Raw genomic sequence first — 14,490 nt, forward strand, 5'->3', positions numbered from 1 at the left:
CCGGCGTGTGCCGCTCCGCGGACACAGCGGCAACAGCGAGCCGCCACAATCCTAAAGATTTCCTCGACGAGGTTTTACACAAGCACGGCATTCGTAATCACGACAATCTCATCTTGGCCTGAACCCTGTGCATACGCTGACGCCCGATGCTGGCCTTTGCGATCATGGCCGATTGATATTCGTTCGGACTCGCTGGCTGACCTGGCACGGACCCAGGTCAGCACCCAACCTCGCCGCACAATGATGAATCGCTGTCGCGAATCCCCTCGAATTAGTACACATCAGATTTACCGCGAGAACGAACATCGCGATACTCCCCCTCGCGTGCAACCTACACGGTGGCAACAAGCGCGGCTCATTGGAAATACGACCCTTTGGTCGCCCATTCTGAGGGGAAAAAGGTATGGCAGCAGCAACGCAACTTGGCGCTGGTCGCGACAGATGGCGAGAAGGCATCGACAACGCTAAAGGTAATGACAGATGGGACATGCACGATTGCTGCATCAGATCGGTGGTCGACGAGTTCAACACTCACCTTGCAGATCAACCACACTACCTCCCCCTTGACTGGCATTTGATAAAGGCCATGATATGGGTGGAAACGGGAGCTGGCAGCCCGCTTTGGGAGCAAAATCCAATCCAGATGGGCAACCCCGGGGATCCCGGCCTAAACGCGCTGCTTGATGGCAGGGAGGGCGGCGACCTGATCCTTCCGCGCTCCCTGCGAAGCGTGTTGAATCGAGGTAGCGTAGGCACCTCGGCGAAGAACAATATTCGTGCTGGCGTGGGTTATCTGCTGATGCGACTGGCTGACTTCGCGATCAAGAGCATCCCGGACTCTGATGAAAAGACTTATGAGGTAAAGGTCAGACCCGGCGATAGCCTCGATAGGATCGCAAGAGCGCAGGGCACTACGATAGAGATGATGAAAGCGTTGAATTCCGGAGCATATGTTCTTCGACCTGGGCAGGTTCTCGTGTATCGCAAGGCGTCGATGCGGAAGGTCATCGTCGGTTGGAAGCCCAGGACGACATCAAACATCGCGCGCTATTACAACGGCGGCGGTGATGCCCACTACGCGGAAAAGCTCAACTACGTATTGCCATTGATCCGCCAACGGAATATCGTGACATGCGTCCAATAATAGCCAAGCCGGTCATTTTCTGCCGCCTCTTAGCGCTAGCGCTGACATTGGGCTCGACAACAATACAGGCAGAACCCTTTACCGGTGTGTTCCACGGTCAGGGCCGCGGATGCTGGGGCAAGCTATATGTCAAAACCAAAACCCTTGCATGGAACACGCCCTACAGCGTCTGCGCGAAGACGCCCTACACCGTGATCGACAAAGACATGGACGCATCCGCGCCCAGCATCGCTTTCGTGCTCCAGCGCAAGAGCCGGTCGTGCCGGTACGAGATTGTTCAACTCGCATTTGATCCCGCCTATCCGGACTACTGGCTCGCCAGGGGCTATGCGTCTCGCGCCGACTATGATGGCAGGAAAACCGCCGACAGCGCCGCGCAGTCCAGAACGCTCTCGTGCAGCGTCCAGAGGCAAGACTGAAGCGTTACGCGGCGAGCGTCATTTTCATGCGGCATCGCGGGTAGTTTGCAGAAGATGTCTGAGAGGCGTTCGGTACAAGACCGCCCCCGCAAATGCAAAAAACGGCCCCAATCGCTTGGGGCCGTTGTCACATTGCAGCGCAATGGCAGGACTCGAACCCTGCCACCTGACGGCCATCAATCTTCAACAGACCCGACCAGTTCGCGGTGCAATGCCACGTATTCCTGGGCAAGCTTGTGCCGCGGGTCCAGATAGATCATCGGCCTGGCATGCTGATGGGATTCGCGGATCTTCACGGACGAGGACAGCCGCGAGCCCAGCACCGGCAGCCCTTCGCTCACCAGTTCATCGACCAGTTGCTGAGGCAGGCTGGCGCGAGGCTGAAACTGATTGATCACGATGCCCTCGACCTCCAGCCCCGCATTGTGGTCCTGCTGGATCTCCTTCACGTTGTCCAGCAGCGCATACAGGGCGCGACGGGAGAAATCGTCGCAGTCGAATGGAATCAGGCAGCGCTCGACGGCGATCAAGGCCGAGCGCGTATAGAAGTTCAGCGCCGGCGGCGTATCGATATAGATGGCATCGTAGGTATCCAGCTCGTTCAATGCGTCGCGCAACTTGTAGATCTTGTAGCGCGACTCGAGCTTGCCGTGCAGCGCATCGAGATCGGGGTGTGCCGGCATCACGTCCAGATTCTCGAACGGCGTCGCGTGCACGAACGAGGAGAACTCGACCGGCTTGAAGCTGTAGGTCAGCGCGGTCTCGAAGAAATCCGCCACCGTCGGGGTAGCCTCGCCGGCCCGCTCACCCAGCAGATACTGCGTGGAATTTCCCTGCACATCCAGGTCGATGACCAGGGTACGCAAGCCCTCGCTGGCGCTGATCGCCGCCAGGTTGCACACAATGGTCGACTTCCCGACACCGCCCTTCTGGTTGAATACGACGCGCCGCATTTGCCCTCCCCGTGGAATTTCTCCCGACTAAAGACAAGAGCTTACCGTCAGGTTGCGCGTTTTGGCTGCACTGCAGCATGAAGATTCGCGGGATTGCGGAATGGGCTTGCGTCGGCGGGGCGGCAGCGTCACTTCGATGCGATAGCGCCCGACCGACAGACGCTGCCCGGCGATGCCTCTGGCATGCAGTGTCGTTTGCCCTATGCCACTGAAAAGAGGGGAAGAATTCCAGAGCAAAGACCGAGGTCTTACGCGGAAAGCTCCATTGTCACTGTGCACCCCGCAGGATAGTTACTGCATCCCCAGAACGAGCCGCGTCGGCCAGTACGCTTGACGAGCTTCACCCCGCATGCCGCGCAAGTGGGCGTTCTGTAGTCACCTTCGAACGCCTTGGCCAGTAACGCGGTTTGCTGCGACGGCTCCAGTTTCCGGATGCGCTCGACGATGCCCGCGCCGTCGAGCAATTGGATATCCGCTGCCGCAGCGTACTTCTTCGCCTCGCCCGAATATCCGCTCAACGACCAGAACACCCCACGCCGGATCTTGTGCTGATGCATGACGCCACCGAGCGCGCGCACCGGCTCCACCTTCACCGGCGACCGCCACGCCTTGCATTGCACGAGCGCCATCGGCTGCGCCATGCCCTGCCTGTACAGCGTGGCATCGATCCCGCCATCCGCGCCATGCGGCACGGTCTCAACCGTAAAGCCAAGTTGCTCGTAGTAGGCAACACAGAGCAGCTCGAAGCGTTTCCATTCGAGCAGGGCGAGGGCTTCGAGGGACCAGCTTTGTGGGCGCGGCTGGGGAGCGGATGCGGCCCCCCAGGGCGCAGCACCATCGGGCGCCTCCTTGATAGTGGGTGACGCGGCTGGCCCGGCCTTAGCGGAAGCAACCGGGCGGTGGCGTGGCGCACGCGCAGTTTCGGCTACCGGTTGCCCACCAAAGCGAGCCTTGATGAAAGACAGCAGACCCAGAAAGCAGAACGCGATGGCTGGCACCCAGGCGAACTCGCGGCTGGCCGTGGTGAGGCCAGCGAGATAGCGATTGGCTCCCAGCAATGCGGGAACGATCGCGTGGAATGCAATGTAAGCGCAAAAGCCCAGGGCGACGGAAACCCACCATGGCGACTCCAGCAGGATGTCGGAAAGCTTCGGCTGCCTCTTGCGACGGCCCATTTTTCACCCGCCTTTCTTTCGTTTGTGTTGCTGGCCGGATAGGACTTTACGGCTGGATTTGATAGATATTACACAAGGTGTTAAATATGGTATCCGTGGTCGTCGGTTGGGTTGACATAGAGCGGACGGTCACCAAGAATGGGCCATCACCGAAACAACGGTGATCGGGCGTGAGAACCTGAGAGATCCCAAGGGCGAACAGCCGCGCCACGCGGCTTTTGTTCGCGCGCACGCGCACGCCACTAGTTCAACGGCGGGCCGGGCGGGGCAGCCTCCGGGCTGGCCGGGATCCTTGGGTACCGGTTCTCACCCCCGCTGTCAGGCCCGCCACCCCTCACGTGAGAATGAGCGGCGAGCCTTCAACCTACCCAAGGAGGTTGTCATGGCTTTTGCTATTGCCATTGGTCTTCGACGCGATGCTGGTCAGGTCGCGCATCAACTACATCGCATTGGGGTCGTAGCGTCAGGGCTTTCCCATCTGGAGGTGGCGCATGGATAAGGCCACGACTCATGGGCGTCTCCTCGCGGCACGCAAACATCAGGATCTGGTTGCGGAGTTAGCTCACTTGGCGGCCGATGGAACGAGGATGAACCGCAAGCATGTAAGGCGCCTGGCAGGCGAACTTCACGGTGTTGGCGAGCGCATTCGTGAAACAACCGTAGACGGATGTGCGGAGCTGCTTGGGGTGAGCGCTGGCCTTGGCACGATGCTGGCCGTGCTTCAACAGCGCGGCGACGCCTCCGTCGAGGACGATGGATTGCACTGCCTGCTTGCCGCGCTCAAGGACAAGTTGGATCGTGCGGTGAACAGCGTCCAGGAGATGTTCTGAGGCGATTCGTCAATATGCACACCATGCCCGACGACCGCATACACCCAAAGTAAGCGCGGACCTCAAAACGAAAACGGCCCCCATTTTCTTCTGGGGGGCCGTTCTCAAATTCTGGTGCCGGCTGCAGGACTCGAACCCGCCACCTGATGATTACAAATCAACTGCTCTACCTGATGAGCTAAGCCGGCATGTTTGGTGCAGACCGCGATTCTACTGCATGCGGCGTGAAATGACGATGGCCGGGCGCGGCGTGGGCGGTACTTACTTCACCACCTTCAGGGAGGGCTTCTTGGCGCCGATGCGCGAGACCGGCGGCGGTGGCGTGGGTTCGTCGTCGCCGTTGTCGGTGGTGGCGTCGGCCGTGGCCTGGGGGGCTTCGCTTTCCACGGAGGAGAGCTTGGGCGGGGGGTTGTTCTCGCGTTCGGTGGCGGCCTGGGTTTCGGGCACGCTGCGCTCCACCGGGAAGGCCATGCCCTGGCCGTTTTCGCGGGCGTAGATGGCGAGCACGTTTTCCACGGGCACGTCGATCTTGCGCGAGACGCCGCCGAAGCGGGCGCTGAAGCCGATCCACTCGTTGCCCATGTCCAGCCCGCTGGTGGCGTCGAAGCTGACGTTGAGCACGATTTCGTTGTTCTTGACGAACTCGCGCGGCACGCTGGTGTTGGCGTCGACGAAGACGGCGATGTATGGCGTGAAGCCGTTGTCCGTGCACCATTCGTAGATGGCGCGGATCAGGTAGGGCTTGGTGGAGGTTTCAGGCATTGTGCTTCCAGTGGCGCGGGGCGCGTTCCGGGTGGCCCGAAACGGGGGGCTTCGGGCCGGGGGGCCGGTTTAGCGGCGCATCACCTTTTCCGACGGGGTGAGCGCTTCGATGTAGGCCGGGCGGCTGAAGATGCGTTCGGCGTACTTGAGCAGCGGCGCGGCGTTCTTGGAGAGTTCGATGCCGTAGTGGTCTAGGCGCCAGAGCAGCGGGGCGATGGCGACGTCGAGCATGGAGAACTCTTCGCCGAGCATGTACTTGTTCTTGACGAAGATCGGCGCGAGCTGGGTCAGGCGGTCGCGGATGGCGGCGCGGGCGCGCTCGTGGCTCTTCTCGGCGGCCTTGCCCTTTTCGTTTTCGAGGGCGTAGACGTGCGTGAAGAGTTCCTTTTCGAAGTTGAACAGGAACAGGCGGGCGCGGGCGCGCTGCACCGGGTCGGCCGGCATCAGCTGCGGGTGCGGGAAGCGCTCGTCGATGTACTCGTTGATGATGTTCGACTCGTACAGGATCAGGTCGCGCTCGACCAGGATGGGCACCTGGCCGTAGGGGTTCATCACCGAAATGTCTTCCGGCTTGTTGAACAGGTCGACGTCTCGGATCTCGAAATCCATGCCCTTTTCGAACAGGACGAGGCGGCAACGCTGGGAGAACGGGCAGGTGGTGCCCGAATACAACACCATCATGGTTGGATTCCTTTGATGCGGGGTCGATTGACTGGATCGGTATTCTGGCAGAAGCGCGATGCAGAAAGCAAATTAGATGCGCTTAAAGCACATTTATGCCTGATCTTGGCGGTATGGAGCGGTGTGCCGGGCACTTGAGCTACCAGCGGTCTGGCGAGGCCGCCAAACGAAAAGGGCCGGGGCGGCGCCGCTTTCGCAACGTCCGCTCCGGCCCCCTGCCCCACGAGGCTTCCGCCTCGCAAGCCTTGCCGCGTGTTACTTGATGTCCTTCCAGAACGCGGCGTTCAGGCGCCACGCGAAGATGGTGAACATGCCGAGGAACAGCAGCACCCAGACGCCGAGGCGCTTGCGCTGGTTCTGGGCGGGTTCGGCCATCCAGTCGAGGTAGCCGACGAGGTCGCTGACGGCCTGGTCGTATTCGAGCGGGCTCAACTTGCCGGGGGTGAGCTGCTCGAAGCCGGCGAACTTGTGGACCTTCTCGCCATGCTCCTCGGACTCGACGAACTTGGCGGCGCGCTGGCCTTGCAGTTCCCACAGCACGTGCGGCATGCCGACGCTGGGGAACACGAGGTTGTTCCAGCCCGTGGCGCGTTGGTCGTCGCGGTAGAAGGTGCGCAGGTAGGTGTAGAGCCAGTCGTCGCCGCGCGCGCGCGCGATCACCGACAGGTCCGGCGGGGTGACGCCGAAGAAGGCCTTGGCGTCCTTGGGCTGCATGGCGATGGTCATCATGTCGCCGACCTTGTCGCCGCTGAACAGCAGGTTCTGGCGGATCTGGTCGTCGGTCAGGCCGATGTCCTTGAGCCGGTTGTAGCGCATCATCGACGCGCCGTGGCAGTTCAGGCAGTAGTTCACGAACAGCTTGGCGCCGCGCTGCAGCGAGGAGAGGTCGCTGGTCTGCACGGGAGCCGGCTCGAGGGGGTAGCCCCCTTCGCTGGCCGTGGCGGGCGCGGCGGCAAAGAAGGCGCCGGCCAGCGCGAGAATCGAAAGCAGCTTTTTCATCGTGTGTCCTTGTGCTCTTGTCGGGGTTCGTCCGGGCTCAGTGCGGGTGGAACGTCACGCGTTCCGGCACCGGCTTGAACTGGCCGACACGGCTCCACAGCGGCATGGTCAGGAAGAAGGCGAAGTACAGCAGGGTGCCAAGCTGCGACACCTTCTCACCCACCGGCGACGGGGGCTGCACGCCCAGGTAGCCGAGCACGACGAACACGACCACGAAGACCACCAGGATGCTCTTGTGGAAGGCCGGGCGGTAGCGGATGGACTTCACCGGCGACTGGTCCAGCCACGGCATGAAGAACAGGATCACCACCGAGCCGCCCATCACCAGCACGCCCCAGAACTTGGCGTCGATGAAGTAGAAGCCCACCGCCAGGATCAGGGCAATGGCGAGCGCGCCGATCTTGATGCGGGCGTCCTTGCTGCGCAGGAACACCAGGCCGAGCAGCACCGCGAAGAACACCCACAGGATCGGCAGGAAGTTCGAGGTGGTGGCGCGCAGCATCGAGTAGAACGGCGTGAAGTACCACACCGGCGCGATGTGCGGCGGGGTCTTGAGCGGATCGGCCGGGATGAAGTTGTTGGACTCCAGGAAGTAGCCGCCCATCTCCGGGAAGAAGAAGATCACCGCGGAGAAGATCATCAGGAAGCCGCCCACGCCCAGCAGGTCGTGCACCGAGTAGTACGGGTGGAACGGGATGCCGTCCAGCGGGATGCCGTTCTCGTCCTTCTTGGCCTTGATCTCGACGCCGTCCGGGTTGTTGGAGCCCACTTCGTGCAGCGCGATGATGTGCGCGACGACCAGGCCCAGCAGCACCAGCGGCACGGCGATGACGTGGAACGAGAAGAAGCGGTTCAGGGTGGCGTCGCTGACGACGTAGTCACCGCGGATGAACAGCGACAGGTCCTGGCCGATCACGGGAATCGCCGAGAACAGGTTCACGATCACCTGGGCGCCCCAGTACGACATCTGGCCCCACGGCAGCAGGTAGCCCATGAAGGCTTCGGCCATCAGGCACAGGAAGATCAGGCAGCCGAAGATCCAGACCAGCTCGCGCGGCTTGCGGTACGAGCCGTACAGCAGGCCGCGGAACATGTGCAGGTACACCACCACGAAGAAGGCCGAGGCGCCGGTGGAATGCATGTAGCGCACCAGCCAGCCCCAGGGCACTTCGCGCATGATGTACTCGACGCTGGCGTAGGCCACGGGCACGCCGGCGGGGTTGAGCGTGCCGTCGGGCTTGTAGTTCATCACCAGGAAGATGCCGGTGACGATCTGGATGACCAGCACCAGCAGCGCCAGCGAACCGAAGAAGTACCAGAAGTTGAAGTTCTTCGGCGCGTAGTACTTGGAGAGGTGGTCTTCCCAGAGCTGGGTCGCGGGGAAACGGGCGTCGATCCAGCCGAGCAGGCCGGTCGTCTTGACTTGTTTTTCTGCCGCCATGATCAAGCGTCTCCTTTTTCATCCTTGCCGATCACGATCCTCGTGTCGGACAGGAATTGGTAGGGGGGTACGTCGAGGTTTTGCGGGGCGGGCTTGTTCTTGAATACGCGGCCTGCCAGGTCGAAGGTCGAACCGTGGCAGGGGCAGAGGAATCCGGGGTCGGAACCGAGCTGGGGATTGGCGCCGGCGCCGAACGGGCCGGAGGGCGAGCAGCCCAGGTGGGAGCAGATGCCGACCACGACCAGGAGATCCTTGTGATCGGCGCGCGAGCGCGTTTCGTTCTTGCAGTACTCGGGCGTCTTCATGGTGAAGGGCACGTCCGAGTTGGGGTCGGCGACTTCGGAATCGGTCTTCTTGAGCGACGCGAGCATTTCCTCGGTGCGCTTCAGGATCCAGACGGGCTTGCCACGCCACTCGACCGTCATCATCTCGCCCGGTTTCAGGGCGCTGATGTCGGCCTCGACTGGTGCTCCGGCTGCCTTGGCTTTCTCTGACGGCGCGAACGTGCTGACGAACGGCACTGCGACCGCCACGCCTCCGATGCCGCCAGCGACTGACGTCGCAATCAACCAATTGCGGCGACCCTTATCCACGTTCTTCACGTTTTGCTGGTCACTCATTCCAAACCCCAGGGGATGTCAAATTAGATTTTGCGTCAACCTAAAATTGTACCTTACGCACATGTGGCATTGAAAGGCGCAGATTTGCTCACGTTCGCGCGATAATCGGACAGAAAACACCGATGTGGCCTGCAGGCTTGCGTTACAGGCAGTGATGCGGCAGGCTTTTATCCTAACAACCGTTCAACACAAGCAACAGTGGGAGAAATAGCATGGGGATGATGTCAGAGTTCAAGACCTTTGCAATGCGAGGCAATGTGGTCGACCTCGCCGTGGGTGTCATTATCGGCGCGGCGTTCGGCAAGATTGTCGATTCGGTGGTCAACGACCTGATCATGCCGGTGGTGGGCCGCATCATCGGCAAGCTCGATTTCTCCAACATGTTCGTGCTGCTGGCGGAGCCGCCCGAAGGCGTGCCGCGCACGCTGGATGCCTTGAAGAAGGCCGGCGTGCCGGTGTTTGCCTACGGCAATTTCCTGACCATCCTGGTCAACTTCCTGATCCTCGCCTTCATCATTTTCATGATGGTGCGGGCCATCAACAAGCTGCGCGCCGAGGAGCCGGCGGCCGCGGAAGTGCCTGCACCGACACCCGAAGACGTGGTGCTGCTGCGCGAAATCCGCGACAGCCTGAAGGCGCGCCAGGCTTGATCAACCACGCGCGCAAGGCCTGCCGCGAGGGCCCGCTGCGACAATAAGCCGCGCCCGTGGCGGCTCCCAGGGCGGCTCCCGGCGCGGTCAGACCGGATTCGGAATGTCGATGAAGGTGTGGCGCAGGCCGAACTGCTGCGCGAGGTGCTCGCCGAGCGAGCGGATGCCATAGCGCTCGGTGGCGTGGTGTCCGGCGGCGAGGTAGGCGACGCCGCTCTCGCGCGCGAGGTGCGTGGTCTGCTCGGAAATCTCGCCGCTCAGGTAGCAGTCCACGCCGGCGGCCACGGCGCCGTCGAAGTAGCCCTGGGCACCGCCGGTGCACCAGCCCACGGTGCGGATCATCTGCGCCGGGTCGCCGATGGCCAGCGGCTCGCGCGCGAGCACGCCGCCGACGTGCGCGGCCAGCGCCGCGAGCGGCATGGGCTGCGGCAGGGTGCCGGTCCAGCCGAGCTGGTCGTCGCCAAATCGGCCGGTGGGTGTAAATCCCAATTGCTGCCCCAGCTGGGCGTTATTGCCGAATTCCGGGTGATTATCGAGCGGCAGGTGATAAGCCAGCAGGTTCACATCCGCGCCAAGCAGGCGTTTCAGGCGGGCGTGTTTTTGTCCGATTACCCGCGCGTCTTCGTTTTTCCAGAAATATCCGTGGTGAACCAAAATGGCATCGGCGCCCGCCTCGATGGCGGCATCGACCAGGGCGAGGCTCGCCGTCACCCCGGTGACGATATTTTCGACCTCCGGACGGCCTTGCACTTGCCATCCGTTCGGGCAATAGTCTTTGTATCGAGGCACCTGGAGCAGGTCGTTCAAGTACAATTCAAGATCTTTTGTTTTCATTTTTTGCCCAAACTCAAATATGTTGCGCCGTTTCTGGCTGTTCTTTGCCCAGGCTGTCACCGTCGTGCTGGCAGTGTGGTTCGTCGTGGCCACGCTCAAACCGGAATGGCTGCAGCGCGGCCGGGTGGCCGTGCAGTCCGGATCGCCCATCGTCGCGCTGAAGGAAGTCGTCCCCAGCGTGGCGGGCTCTTCGGCGCAGGGCTCCTACAGTGACGCGGCCCAGCAGGCGATGCCGGCGGTGGTGAACATCTTCACCAGCAAGAACGGCCCCAAGCGCACGCCCAACAACCCGCAGGCGGAAGATCCGTGGTTCCGCTTCTTCTTCGGCGACCGCCTGCCGGAGCGCCAGGAACCGGTGTCCAGCCTGGGCTCGGGCGTGATTGTCAGCGCGGAAGGTTACATTCTAACCAACCACCACGTGGTGGACGGCGCCGACGAGATCGAGGTCGCGCTGACCGACGGGCGCAAGGCGAACGCCAAGGTGGTGGGCTCGGACCCGGAGACCGACCTCGCCGTCCTCAAGATCACGCTGAAGGACCTGCCCGCGATCACGCTGGGGCGCATCGAGAACGTCAAGGTGGGCGACGTGGTGCTGGCGATCGGCAACCCGTTCGGCGTCGGCCAGACCGTGACGATGGGCATCGTGTCGGCGCTCGGCCGCAGCCACCTGGGCATCAACACCTTCGAGAACTTCATCCAGACCGACGCGGCCATCAACCCGGGCAATTCGGGCGGCGCGCTGGTCGATGCGCAGGGCAACCTGCTGGGCATCAACACGGCCATCTATTCGCGCTCGGGCGGCTCGCTGGGCATCGGCTTCGCCATTCCGGTGTCGACCGCCAAGCAGGTGATGGAGTCGATCATCTCCACCGGCAGCGTGACGCGCGGCTGGATCGGCGTGGAGCCGCAGGACATGACGCCGGAGATCGCCGAGTCGTTCGGCCTGGAGGCCAAGGAAGGCGCGCTGATCGCCGCCGTGGTCCAGGGCGGCCCCGCGGACAAGGCCGGCGTGAAGCCGGGCGACGTGCTGGTCTCGGTCGACGGGCAGGCCATTTCCGACACCACGGCGCTGCTCAACGCGATTGCGCAGCTCAAGCCCGGCGCGGAAGCGAAGATGAAGGTGGTGCGCCGTGGCAAGCCGGCGGAGCTGACGGTGATGATCGGCAAGCGCCCGCCGCCGCCACGCCGTGCGCTGCCGCTGGACGAAGAGGAATAACAGGTCCGCGCGCGACACCAACGCCTACGACCTTGTGCGCCGGCGCCGCCCCGCCCGATGCGGGCCTTGCCCGATGAACCCCGCCCTTGTGGCGGGGTTTTTTGTTTCCGATGGCGGCTTCCTGATGCCGCGCGCGCAGTGCGTCGCGGCACCGCGAACGAGGTTCGTCAGGACCGCCGGCGCGTACCCAGTGCTGCGCTCGCGGAATCGCCCTGCGCATGCGCATGGTCCGGCATGCCCATGCCGATGCGGTCACGCGACGACCCGCCGCGCCCGCAACTGACGGCGCCCATTCGTGGCGCGGTGGGCAAGCGGCCGGATGCACGATAGATAGGCGCTAGCTGCACCGTGCACATGCGGATGGCAGGCAATCGACCATTGTTAGCCGGTCTGCCGGGGACTGGCATCACACCGGACAGCCGACACAAGCCACCAGCGTGCCACAGCGGGCGTGGGTACACGCCACGGCGAATGTGGGCAAATACAGCACATGGACCGCCAGAACGACAAAACGCCGGCATCCTTGCGGATGCCGGCGTTTTGCATCAAGCCAATCTAAAACGAGCTTACGCCCGCGTTAAATTAGAACTTGTGGCGGATACCAACGGTAGCGCCGAACTGGTTCTGACCCGGGGTCACAACAGCGCTGTCGGTGCCGACGCCGTTGAAGCCGTTCACGCCCAGAGCCGAGTTGCTCTTGTTCTTGACGTACGACAGCGAGGTGTACAGGTCGGTGCGCTTCGACAGAGCGTAGTCAGCCGTAGCAACGAAGTTCCACGGATCTGCGCTGGTGCTCTTGAAGTCTTGGTAGTAAGCCGCGCCCGTCAGCGAGAACGCCGGGGTCAGCTGGTAACCAACGCCGAGCCAGTACAGGTTCGAAACGCTGTTGCTCAGAGCCGTAGCCGTGTTGGCAACGATTGCGCCCGGCAGCGTTGCGCCGTTGAACGAGTGAGCGTAACGGTAGCCGGCGTAGACCTTTGCCGGTCCGATCGCGTACGTACCGGCAACGGTAGCACGACGGATCATCTGGGCGTTGGTCGTCGGAGTGGTCGTACCGTTGGTGCCGTTCGATTCGTCGTATGCAGCACCAACCGAGAACGGACCAGCAGCGTAGCTAGCCATGAACGCGTACTCGCGGCCAGCCGTGAACACGCCCGGAACTTCCTGGCCGTCACGTTGGAACGAGTACAGAGCTTGCACCGTCAGGCCCGAGAACGTGCCGATGTACTTGACGCTGTTGTCGGCACGCGAAGCGCCGATGTAGTTGTCTTGTGCACCGATGCTGTAACGGGTCGAAATGGCCATCGGATCATAGATCAGGCCGAAGTCGTAGAACGGGGTCTGATGACGACCCAAGGTCAGCTGACCGTACTGGCTTTGCAGACCGACGAAGGCTTGACGGCCGAACAGGCGGCTGCCTTGGCCCGACGTGCCGGTATCGATGCTGAAGCCGCTTTCCAGGACGAAGATGCCCTTCAGACCGCCACCCAGATCTTCGATGCCACGCAGGCCCCAACGCGAACCGGACTGGTTGCCCGAGGTCAGGCGGAAGGCGTTGTTGTTGCCGGTCTTACCCACGGTAGCGTGGTTGGTGTATTCAATACCAGCGTCGGCCACGCCGTACAGGGTCACGCTCGACTGGGCATACGCACCGCCGGCGGCCAGGGCAGCGACAGCGGCTGCAAACAGTTTCATCTTCATATCGACACTTTCCTTGTCAACTGATTGGGAAATCTTGGCTTGCCCAAGTGCTTGGGCGACGCATTTACCTCACGTCTGCTGCGTATTATGGGTCAGCCCCCCCAGCCGCCAGAAGGCTTTTTCGTCGTAAACCGTGGATGGCGGGGGATTTTGTTGTGATGTCGCAACAGCACGCAGAGGCATATTCCCCAACTTGGTGCAAAAGTATCCCGCCGCAGCTTTGCTGCGCTGCGGCGGCGCAACGGTCAGTCCGGCTGCGCTTCGCTGCCCGCGGGGTTCGCCGCGACGGGCTTGGCGGTGAAGCGCGCCATGATCAGGCCGAGCTCGTACAGCGCCACCAGCGGCACCGCCAGCAGCAGTTGCGACAGCACGTCCGGCGGCGTCACCACGGCCGCGATCACGAAGGCGCCGACGATCACGTAGGGCCGGATCTGCTTGAGCTTGTCCAGCTCGACCACGCCGAAACGCACCAGCACGATCACCACCACGGGGACTTCGAACGTGATGCCGAACGCCAGGAACATGGTCATGGCGAAGCTCAGGTATTTGTCGATGTCGGTCGACATCTCGGCCCCGAGCGGCGCGTTGTAGTGCGCCATGAAATGGAACACCGTGGGGAACACCAGGAAGTAGGCGAAGGCCACGCCGCAGATGAACAGCACGTAGCTGCTGCTGACCAGCGGCACAATCAGCCGTTTCTCATGCTGGTAGAGACCGGGCGCGACGAACTGCCAGACCTGGTACAGCACCCAGGGCAGCGCGATCAGGAAGGCCACCAGCAGCGTGACCTTCATCGGCACGAAGAACGAGCCGGTCACGTCGGTGACGATCATCTTGCCGCCCTTGGGCAGGTTCTCCATCAGCGGCCGGGCGAACAGGTTGAAGATGTTGGGCGCCCAGTAGATCAGGCTGACGAACACCAGGATCACGCCCGAGGCAGCCTTGACGATACGCGAGCGCAGCTCCACCAGGTGAGAGATGAAGGTTTCCTGCTGGCCTTCGTCCTGCGGGTCGTGGGGATCTTGGGAACGGGAGTCGCTCATGGCGTGGACCGCTCAGCCGGGC

General features: G+C 62.4%; 15 protein-coding genes and 1 tRNA gene. 5 read left to right on the top strand and 11 right to left on the bottom strand.

The features are described from left to right. Positions 1–403 precede the first annotated feature (403 nt). Together ACWTPI_RS17860 and ACWTPI_RS17865 are read left to right on the top strand one after the other, a co-directional pair. Positions 404–1,144, top strand: a complete 741-nt coding sequence (locus ACWTPI_RS17860) for a LysM peptidoglycan-binding domain-containing protein (RefSeq protein ID WP_454732280.1) — start codon at positions 404–406, stop codon at positions 1,142–1,144. Then, positions 1,132–1,563, top strand: a complete 432-nt coding sequence (locus tag ACWTPI_RS17865; RefSeq protein WP_454732281.1) for a hypothetical protein — start codon at positions 1,132–1,134, stop codon at positions 1,561–1,563. The genes ACWTPI_RS17860 and ACWTPI_RS17865 overlap by 13 nt, the downstream gene beginning before the upstream one ends. A 176-nt stretch (positions 1,564–1,739) precedes the next feature. On the opposite strand, the gene ACWTPI_RS17870 is transcribed toward ACWTPI_RS17865, so the two are convergent. Together ACWTPI_RS17870 and ACWTPI_RS17875 are read right to left on the bottom strand one after the other, a co-directional pair. Then, positions 1,740–2,516, bottom strand: coding sequence for a ParA family protein (locus ACWTPI_RS17870; RefSeq protein ID WP_454732282.1), 777 nt, complete (start codon positions 2,514–2,516; stop codon positions 1,740–1,742). A 248-nt stretch (positions 2,517–2,764) separates the two neighbouring features. Continuing rightward, a complete protein-coding gene (locus ACWTPI_RS17875) occupies positions 2,765–3,691 on the bottom strand; it encodes a restriction endonuclease (RefSeq protein ID WP_454732283.1) in 927 nt (308 codons plus the stop codon). Between the two features lie 491 nt (positions 3,692–4,182). On the opposite strand from ACWTPI_RS17875, the gene ACWTPI_RS17880 reads away from it, so the two are divergent. Next, complete coding sequence (locus tag ACWTPI_RS17880; protein WP_063923104.1) at positions 4,183–4,521, top strand: DUF1484 family protein; 339 nt, start codon at positions 4,183–4,185, stop codon at positions 4,519–4,521. A gap of 112 nt (positions 4,522–4,633) precedes the next feature. On the opposite strand, the gene ACWTPI_RS17885 is transcribed toward ACWTPI_RS17880, so the two are convergent. The 6 genes from ACWTPI_RS17885 to petA all read right to left on the bottom strand — a co-directional run bounded on the left by ACWTPI_RS17885 (position 4,634) and on the right by petA (position 9,024). Next, positions 4,634–4,709 (bottom strand) — tRNA-Thr (locus ACWTPI_RS17885). A 73-nt stretch (positions 4,710–4,782) separates the two neighbouring features. After that, positions 4,783–5,283, bottom strand: coding sequence for a ClpXP protease specificity-enhancing factor (locus tag ACWTPI_RS17890; protein ID WP_020202025.1), 501 nt, complete (start codon positions 5,281–5,283; stop codon positions 4,783–4,785). 69 nt (positions 5,284–5,352) lie between these two features. After that, positions 5,353–5,964 carry a glutathione S-transferase N-terminal domain-containing protein gene (locus ACWTPI_RS17895; protein ID WP_020202026.1) on the bottom strand — a complete coding sequence of 204 codons (612 nt, stop codon included), beginning with the start codon at positions 5,962–5,964 and terminating at the stop codon, positions 5,353–5,355. A gap of 255 nt (positions 5,965–6,219) precedes the next feature. Further along, the gene (locus tag ACWTPI_RS17900) at positions 6,220–6,963 is read right to left on the bottom strand and encodes a cytochrome c1 (RefSeq protein WP_059415962.1); all 744 of its coding nucleotides are present in this window, start codon (positions 6,961–6,963) and stop codon (positions 6,220–6,222) included. A gap of 37 nt (positions 6,964–7,000) precedes the next feature. Beyond that, the gene (locus ACWTPI_RS17905; RefSeq protein WP_059415964.1) at positions 7,001–8,404 is read right to left on the bottom strand and encodes a cytochrome b; all 1,404 of its coding nucleotides are present in this window, start codon (positions 8,402–8,404) and stop codon (positions 7,001–7,003) included. 2 nt (positions 8,405–8,406) lie between these two features. Continuing rightward, positions 8,407–9,024, bottom strand: a complete 618-nt coding sequence (gene petA, locus ACWTPI_RS17910) for a ubiquinol-cytochrome c reductase iron-sulfur subunit (RefSeq protein ID WP_029043388.1) — start codon at positions 9,022–9,024, stop codon at positions 8,407–8,409. Between the two features lie 212 nt (positions 9,025–9,236). Between petA and mscL the strand changes: the two genes are divergently transcribed. Next, entirely contained in the window at positions 9,237–9,674 is a 438-nt protein-coding gene (gene mscL, locus ACWTPI_RS17915; protein WP_059415967.1) for a large conductance mechanosensitive channel protein MscL, read from the top strand. Positions 9,675–9,761: 87 nt separating this feature from the next. On the opposite strand, the gene ACWTPI_RS17920 is transcribed toward mscL, so the two are convergent. Further along, positions 9,762–10,508 carry a Nif3-like dinuclear metal center hexameric protein gene (locus ACWTPI_RS17920; RefSeq protein WP_059415968.1) on the bottom strand — a complete coding sequence of 249 codons (747 nt, stop codon included), beginning with the start codon at positions 10,506–10,508 and terminating at the stop codon, positions 9,762–9,764. Between the two features lie 19 nt (positions 10,509–10,527). Here ACWTPI_RS17920 and ACWTPI_RS17925 point away from each other — a divergent pair, with 19 nt between their 5' ends. Further along, the gene (locus tag ACWTPI_RS17925; RefSeq protein WP_020202032.1) at positions 10,528–11,724 is read left to right on the top strand and encodes a Do family serine endopeptidase; all 1,197 of its coding nucleotides are present in this window, start codon (positions 10,528–10,530) and stop codon (positions 11,722–11,724) included. A gap of 582 nt (positions 11,725–12,306) precedes the next feature. Here ACWTPI_RS17925 and ACWTPI_RS17930 read toward each other — a convergent pair. Then, positions 12,307–13,425 (bottom strand): porin, encoded by a 1,119-nt coding sequence (locus ACWTPI_RS17930; protein ID WP_059415970.1) that lies wholly within the window; start codon positions 13,423–13,425, stop codon positions 12,307–12,309. A gap of 245 nt (positions 13,426–13,670) precedes the next feature. After that, positions 13,671–14,468 (bottom strand): twin-arginine translocase subunit TatC, encoded by a 798-nt coding sequence (tatC, locus tag ACWTPI_RS17935; protein ID WP_020202034.1) that lies wholly within the window; start codon positions 14,466–14,468, stop codon positions 13,671–13,673. Positions 14,469–14,490: the final 22 nt, after the last annotated feature.

The organism is Cupriavidus ulmosensis, from assembly GCF_977008105.1.

Coding starts and splice junctions, on each gene's coding strand:
- ACWTPI_RS17870 (WP_454732282.1), bottom strand. CDS start 2,516: ATGCGGCGCGTCGTATTCAACCAGAAGGGCGGTGTCGGGAAGTCGACC.
- ACWTPI_RS17875 (WP_454732283.1), bottom strand. CDS start 3,691: ATGGGCCGTCGCAAGAGGCAGCCGAAGCTTTCCGACATCCTGCTGGAG.
- ACWTPI_RS17925 (WP_020202032.1), top strand. CDS start 10,528: ATGTTGCGCCGTTTCTGGCTGTTCTTTGCCCAGGCTGTCACCGTCGTG.
- mscL (WP_059415967.1), top strand. CDS start 9,237: ATGGGGATGATGTCAGAGTTCAAGACCTTTGCAATGCGAGGCAATGTG.
- ACWTPI_RS17930 (WP_059415970.1), bottom strand. CDS start 13,425: ATGAAGATGAAACTGTTTGCAGCCGCTGTCGCTGCCCTGGCCGCCGGC.
- ACWTPI_RS17860 (WP_454732280.1), top strand. CDS start 404: ATGGCAGCAGCAACGCAACTTGGCGCTGGTCGCGACAGATGGCGAGAA.
- petA (WP_029043388.1), bottom strand. CDS start 9,024: ATGAGTGACCAGCAAAACGTGAAGAACGTGGATAAGGGTCGCCGCAAT.
- ACWTPI_RS17905 (WP_059415964.1), bottom strand. CDS start 8,404: ATGGCGGCAGAAAAACAAGTCAAGACGACCGGCCTGCTCGGCTGGATC.
- ACWTPI_RS17865 (WP_454732281.1), top strand. CDS start 1,132: ATGCGTCCAATAATAGCCAAGCCGGTCATTTTCTGCCGCCTCTTAGCG.
- ACWTPI_RS17880 (WP_063923104.1), top strand. CDS start 4,183: ATGGATAAGGCCACGACTCATGGGCGTCTCCTCGCGGCACGCAAACAT.
- ACWTPI_RS17920 (WP_059415968.1), bottom strand. CDS start 10,508: ATGAAAACAAAAGATCTTGAATTGTACTTGAACGACCTGCTCCAGGTG.
- ACWTPI_RS17895 (WP_020202026.1), bottom strand. CDS start 5,964: ATGATGGTGTTGTATTCGGGCACCACCTGCCCGTTCTCCCAGCGTTGC.
- tatC (WP_020202034.1), bottom strand. CDS start 14,468: ATGAGCGACTCCCGTTCCCAAGATCCCCACGACCCGCAGGACGAAGGC.
- ACWTPI_RS17890 (WP_020202025.1), bottom strand. CDS start 5,283: ATGCCTGAAACCTCCACCAAGCCCTACCTGATCCGCGCCATCTACGAA.
- ACWTPI_RS17900 (WP_059415962.1), bottom strand. CDS start 6,963: ATGAAAAAGCTGCTTTCGATTCTCGCGCTGGCCGGCGCCTTCTTTGCC.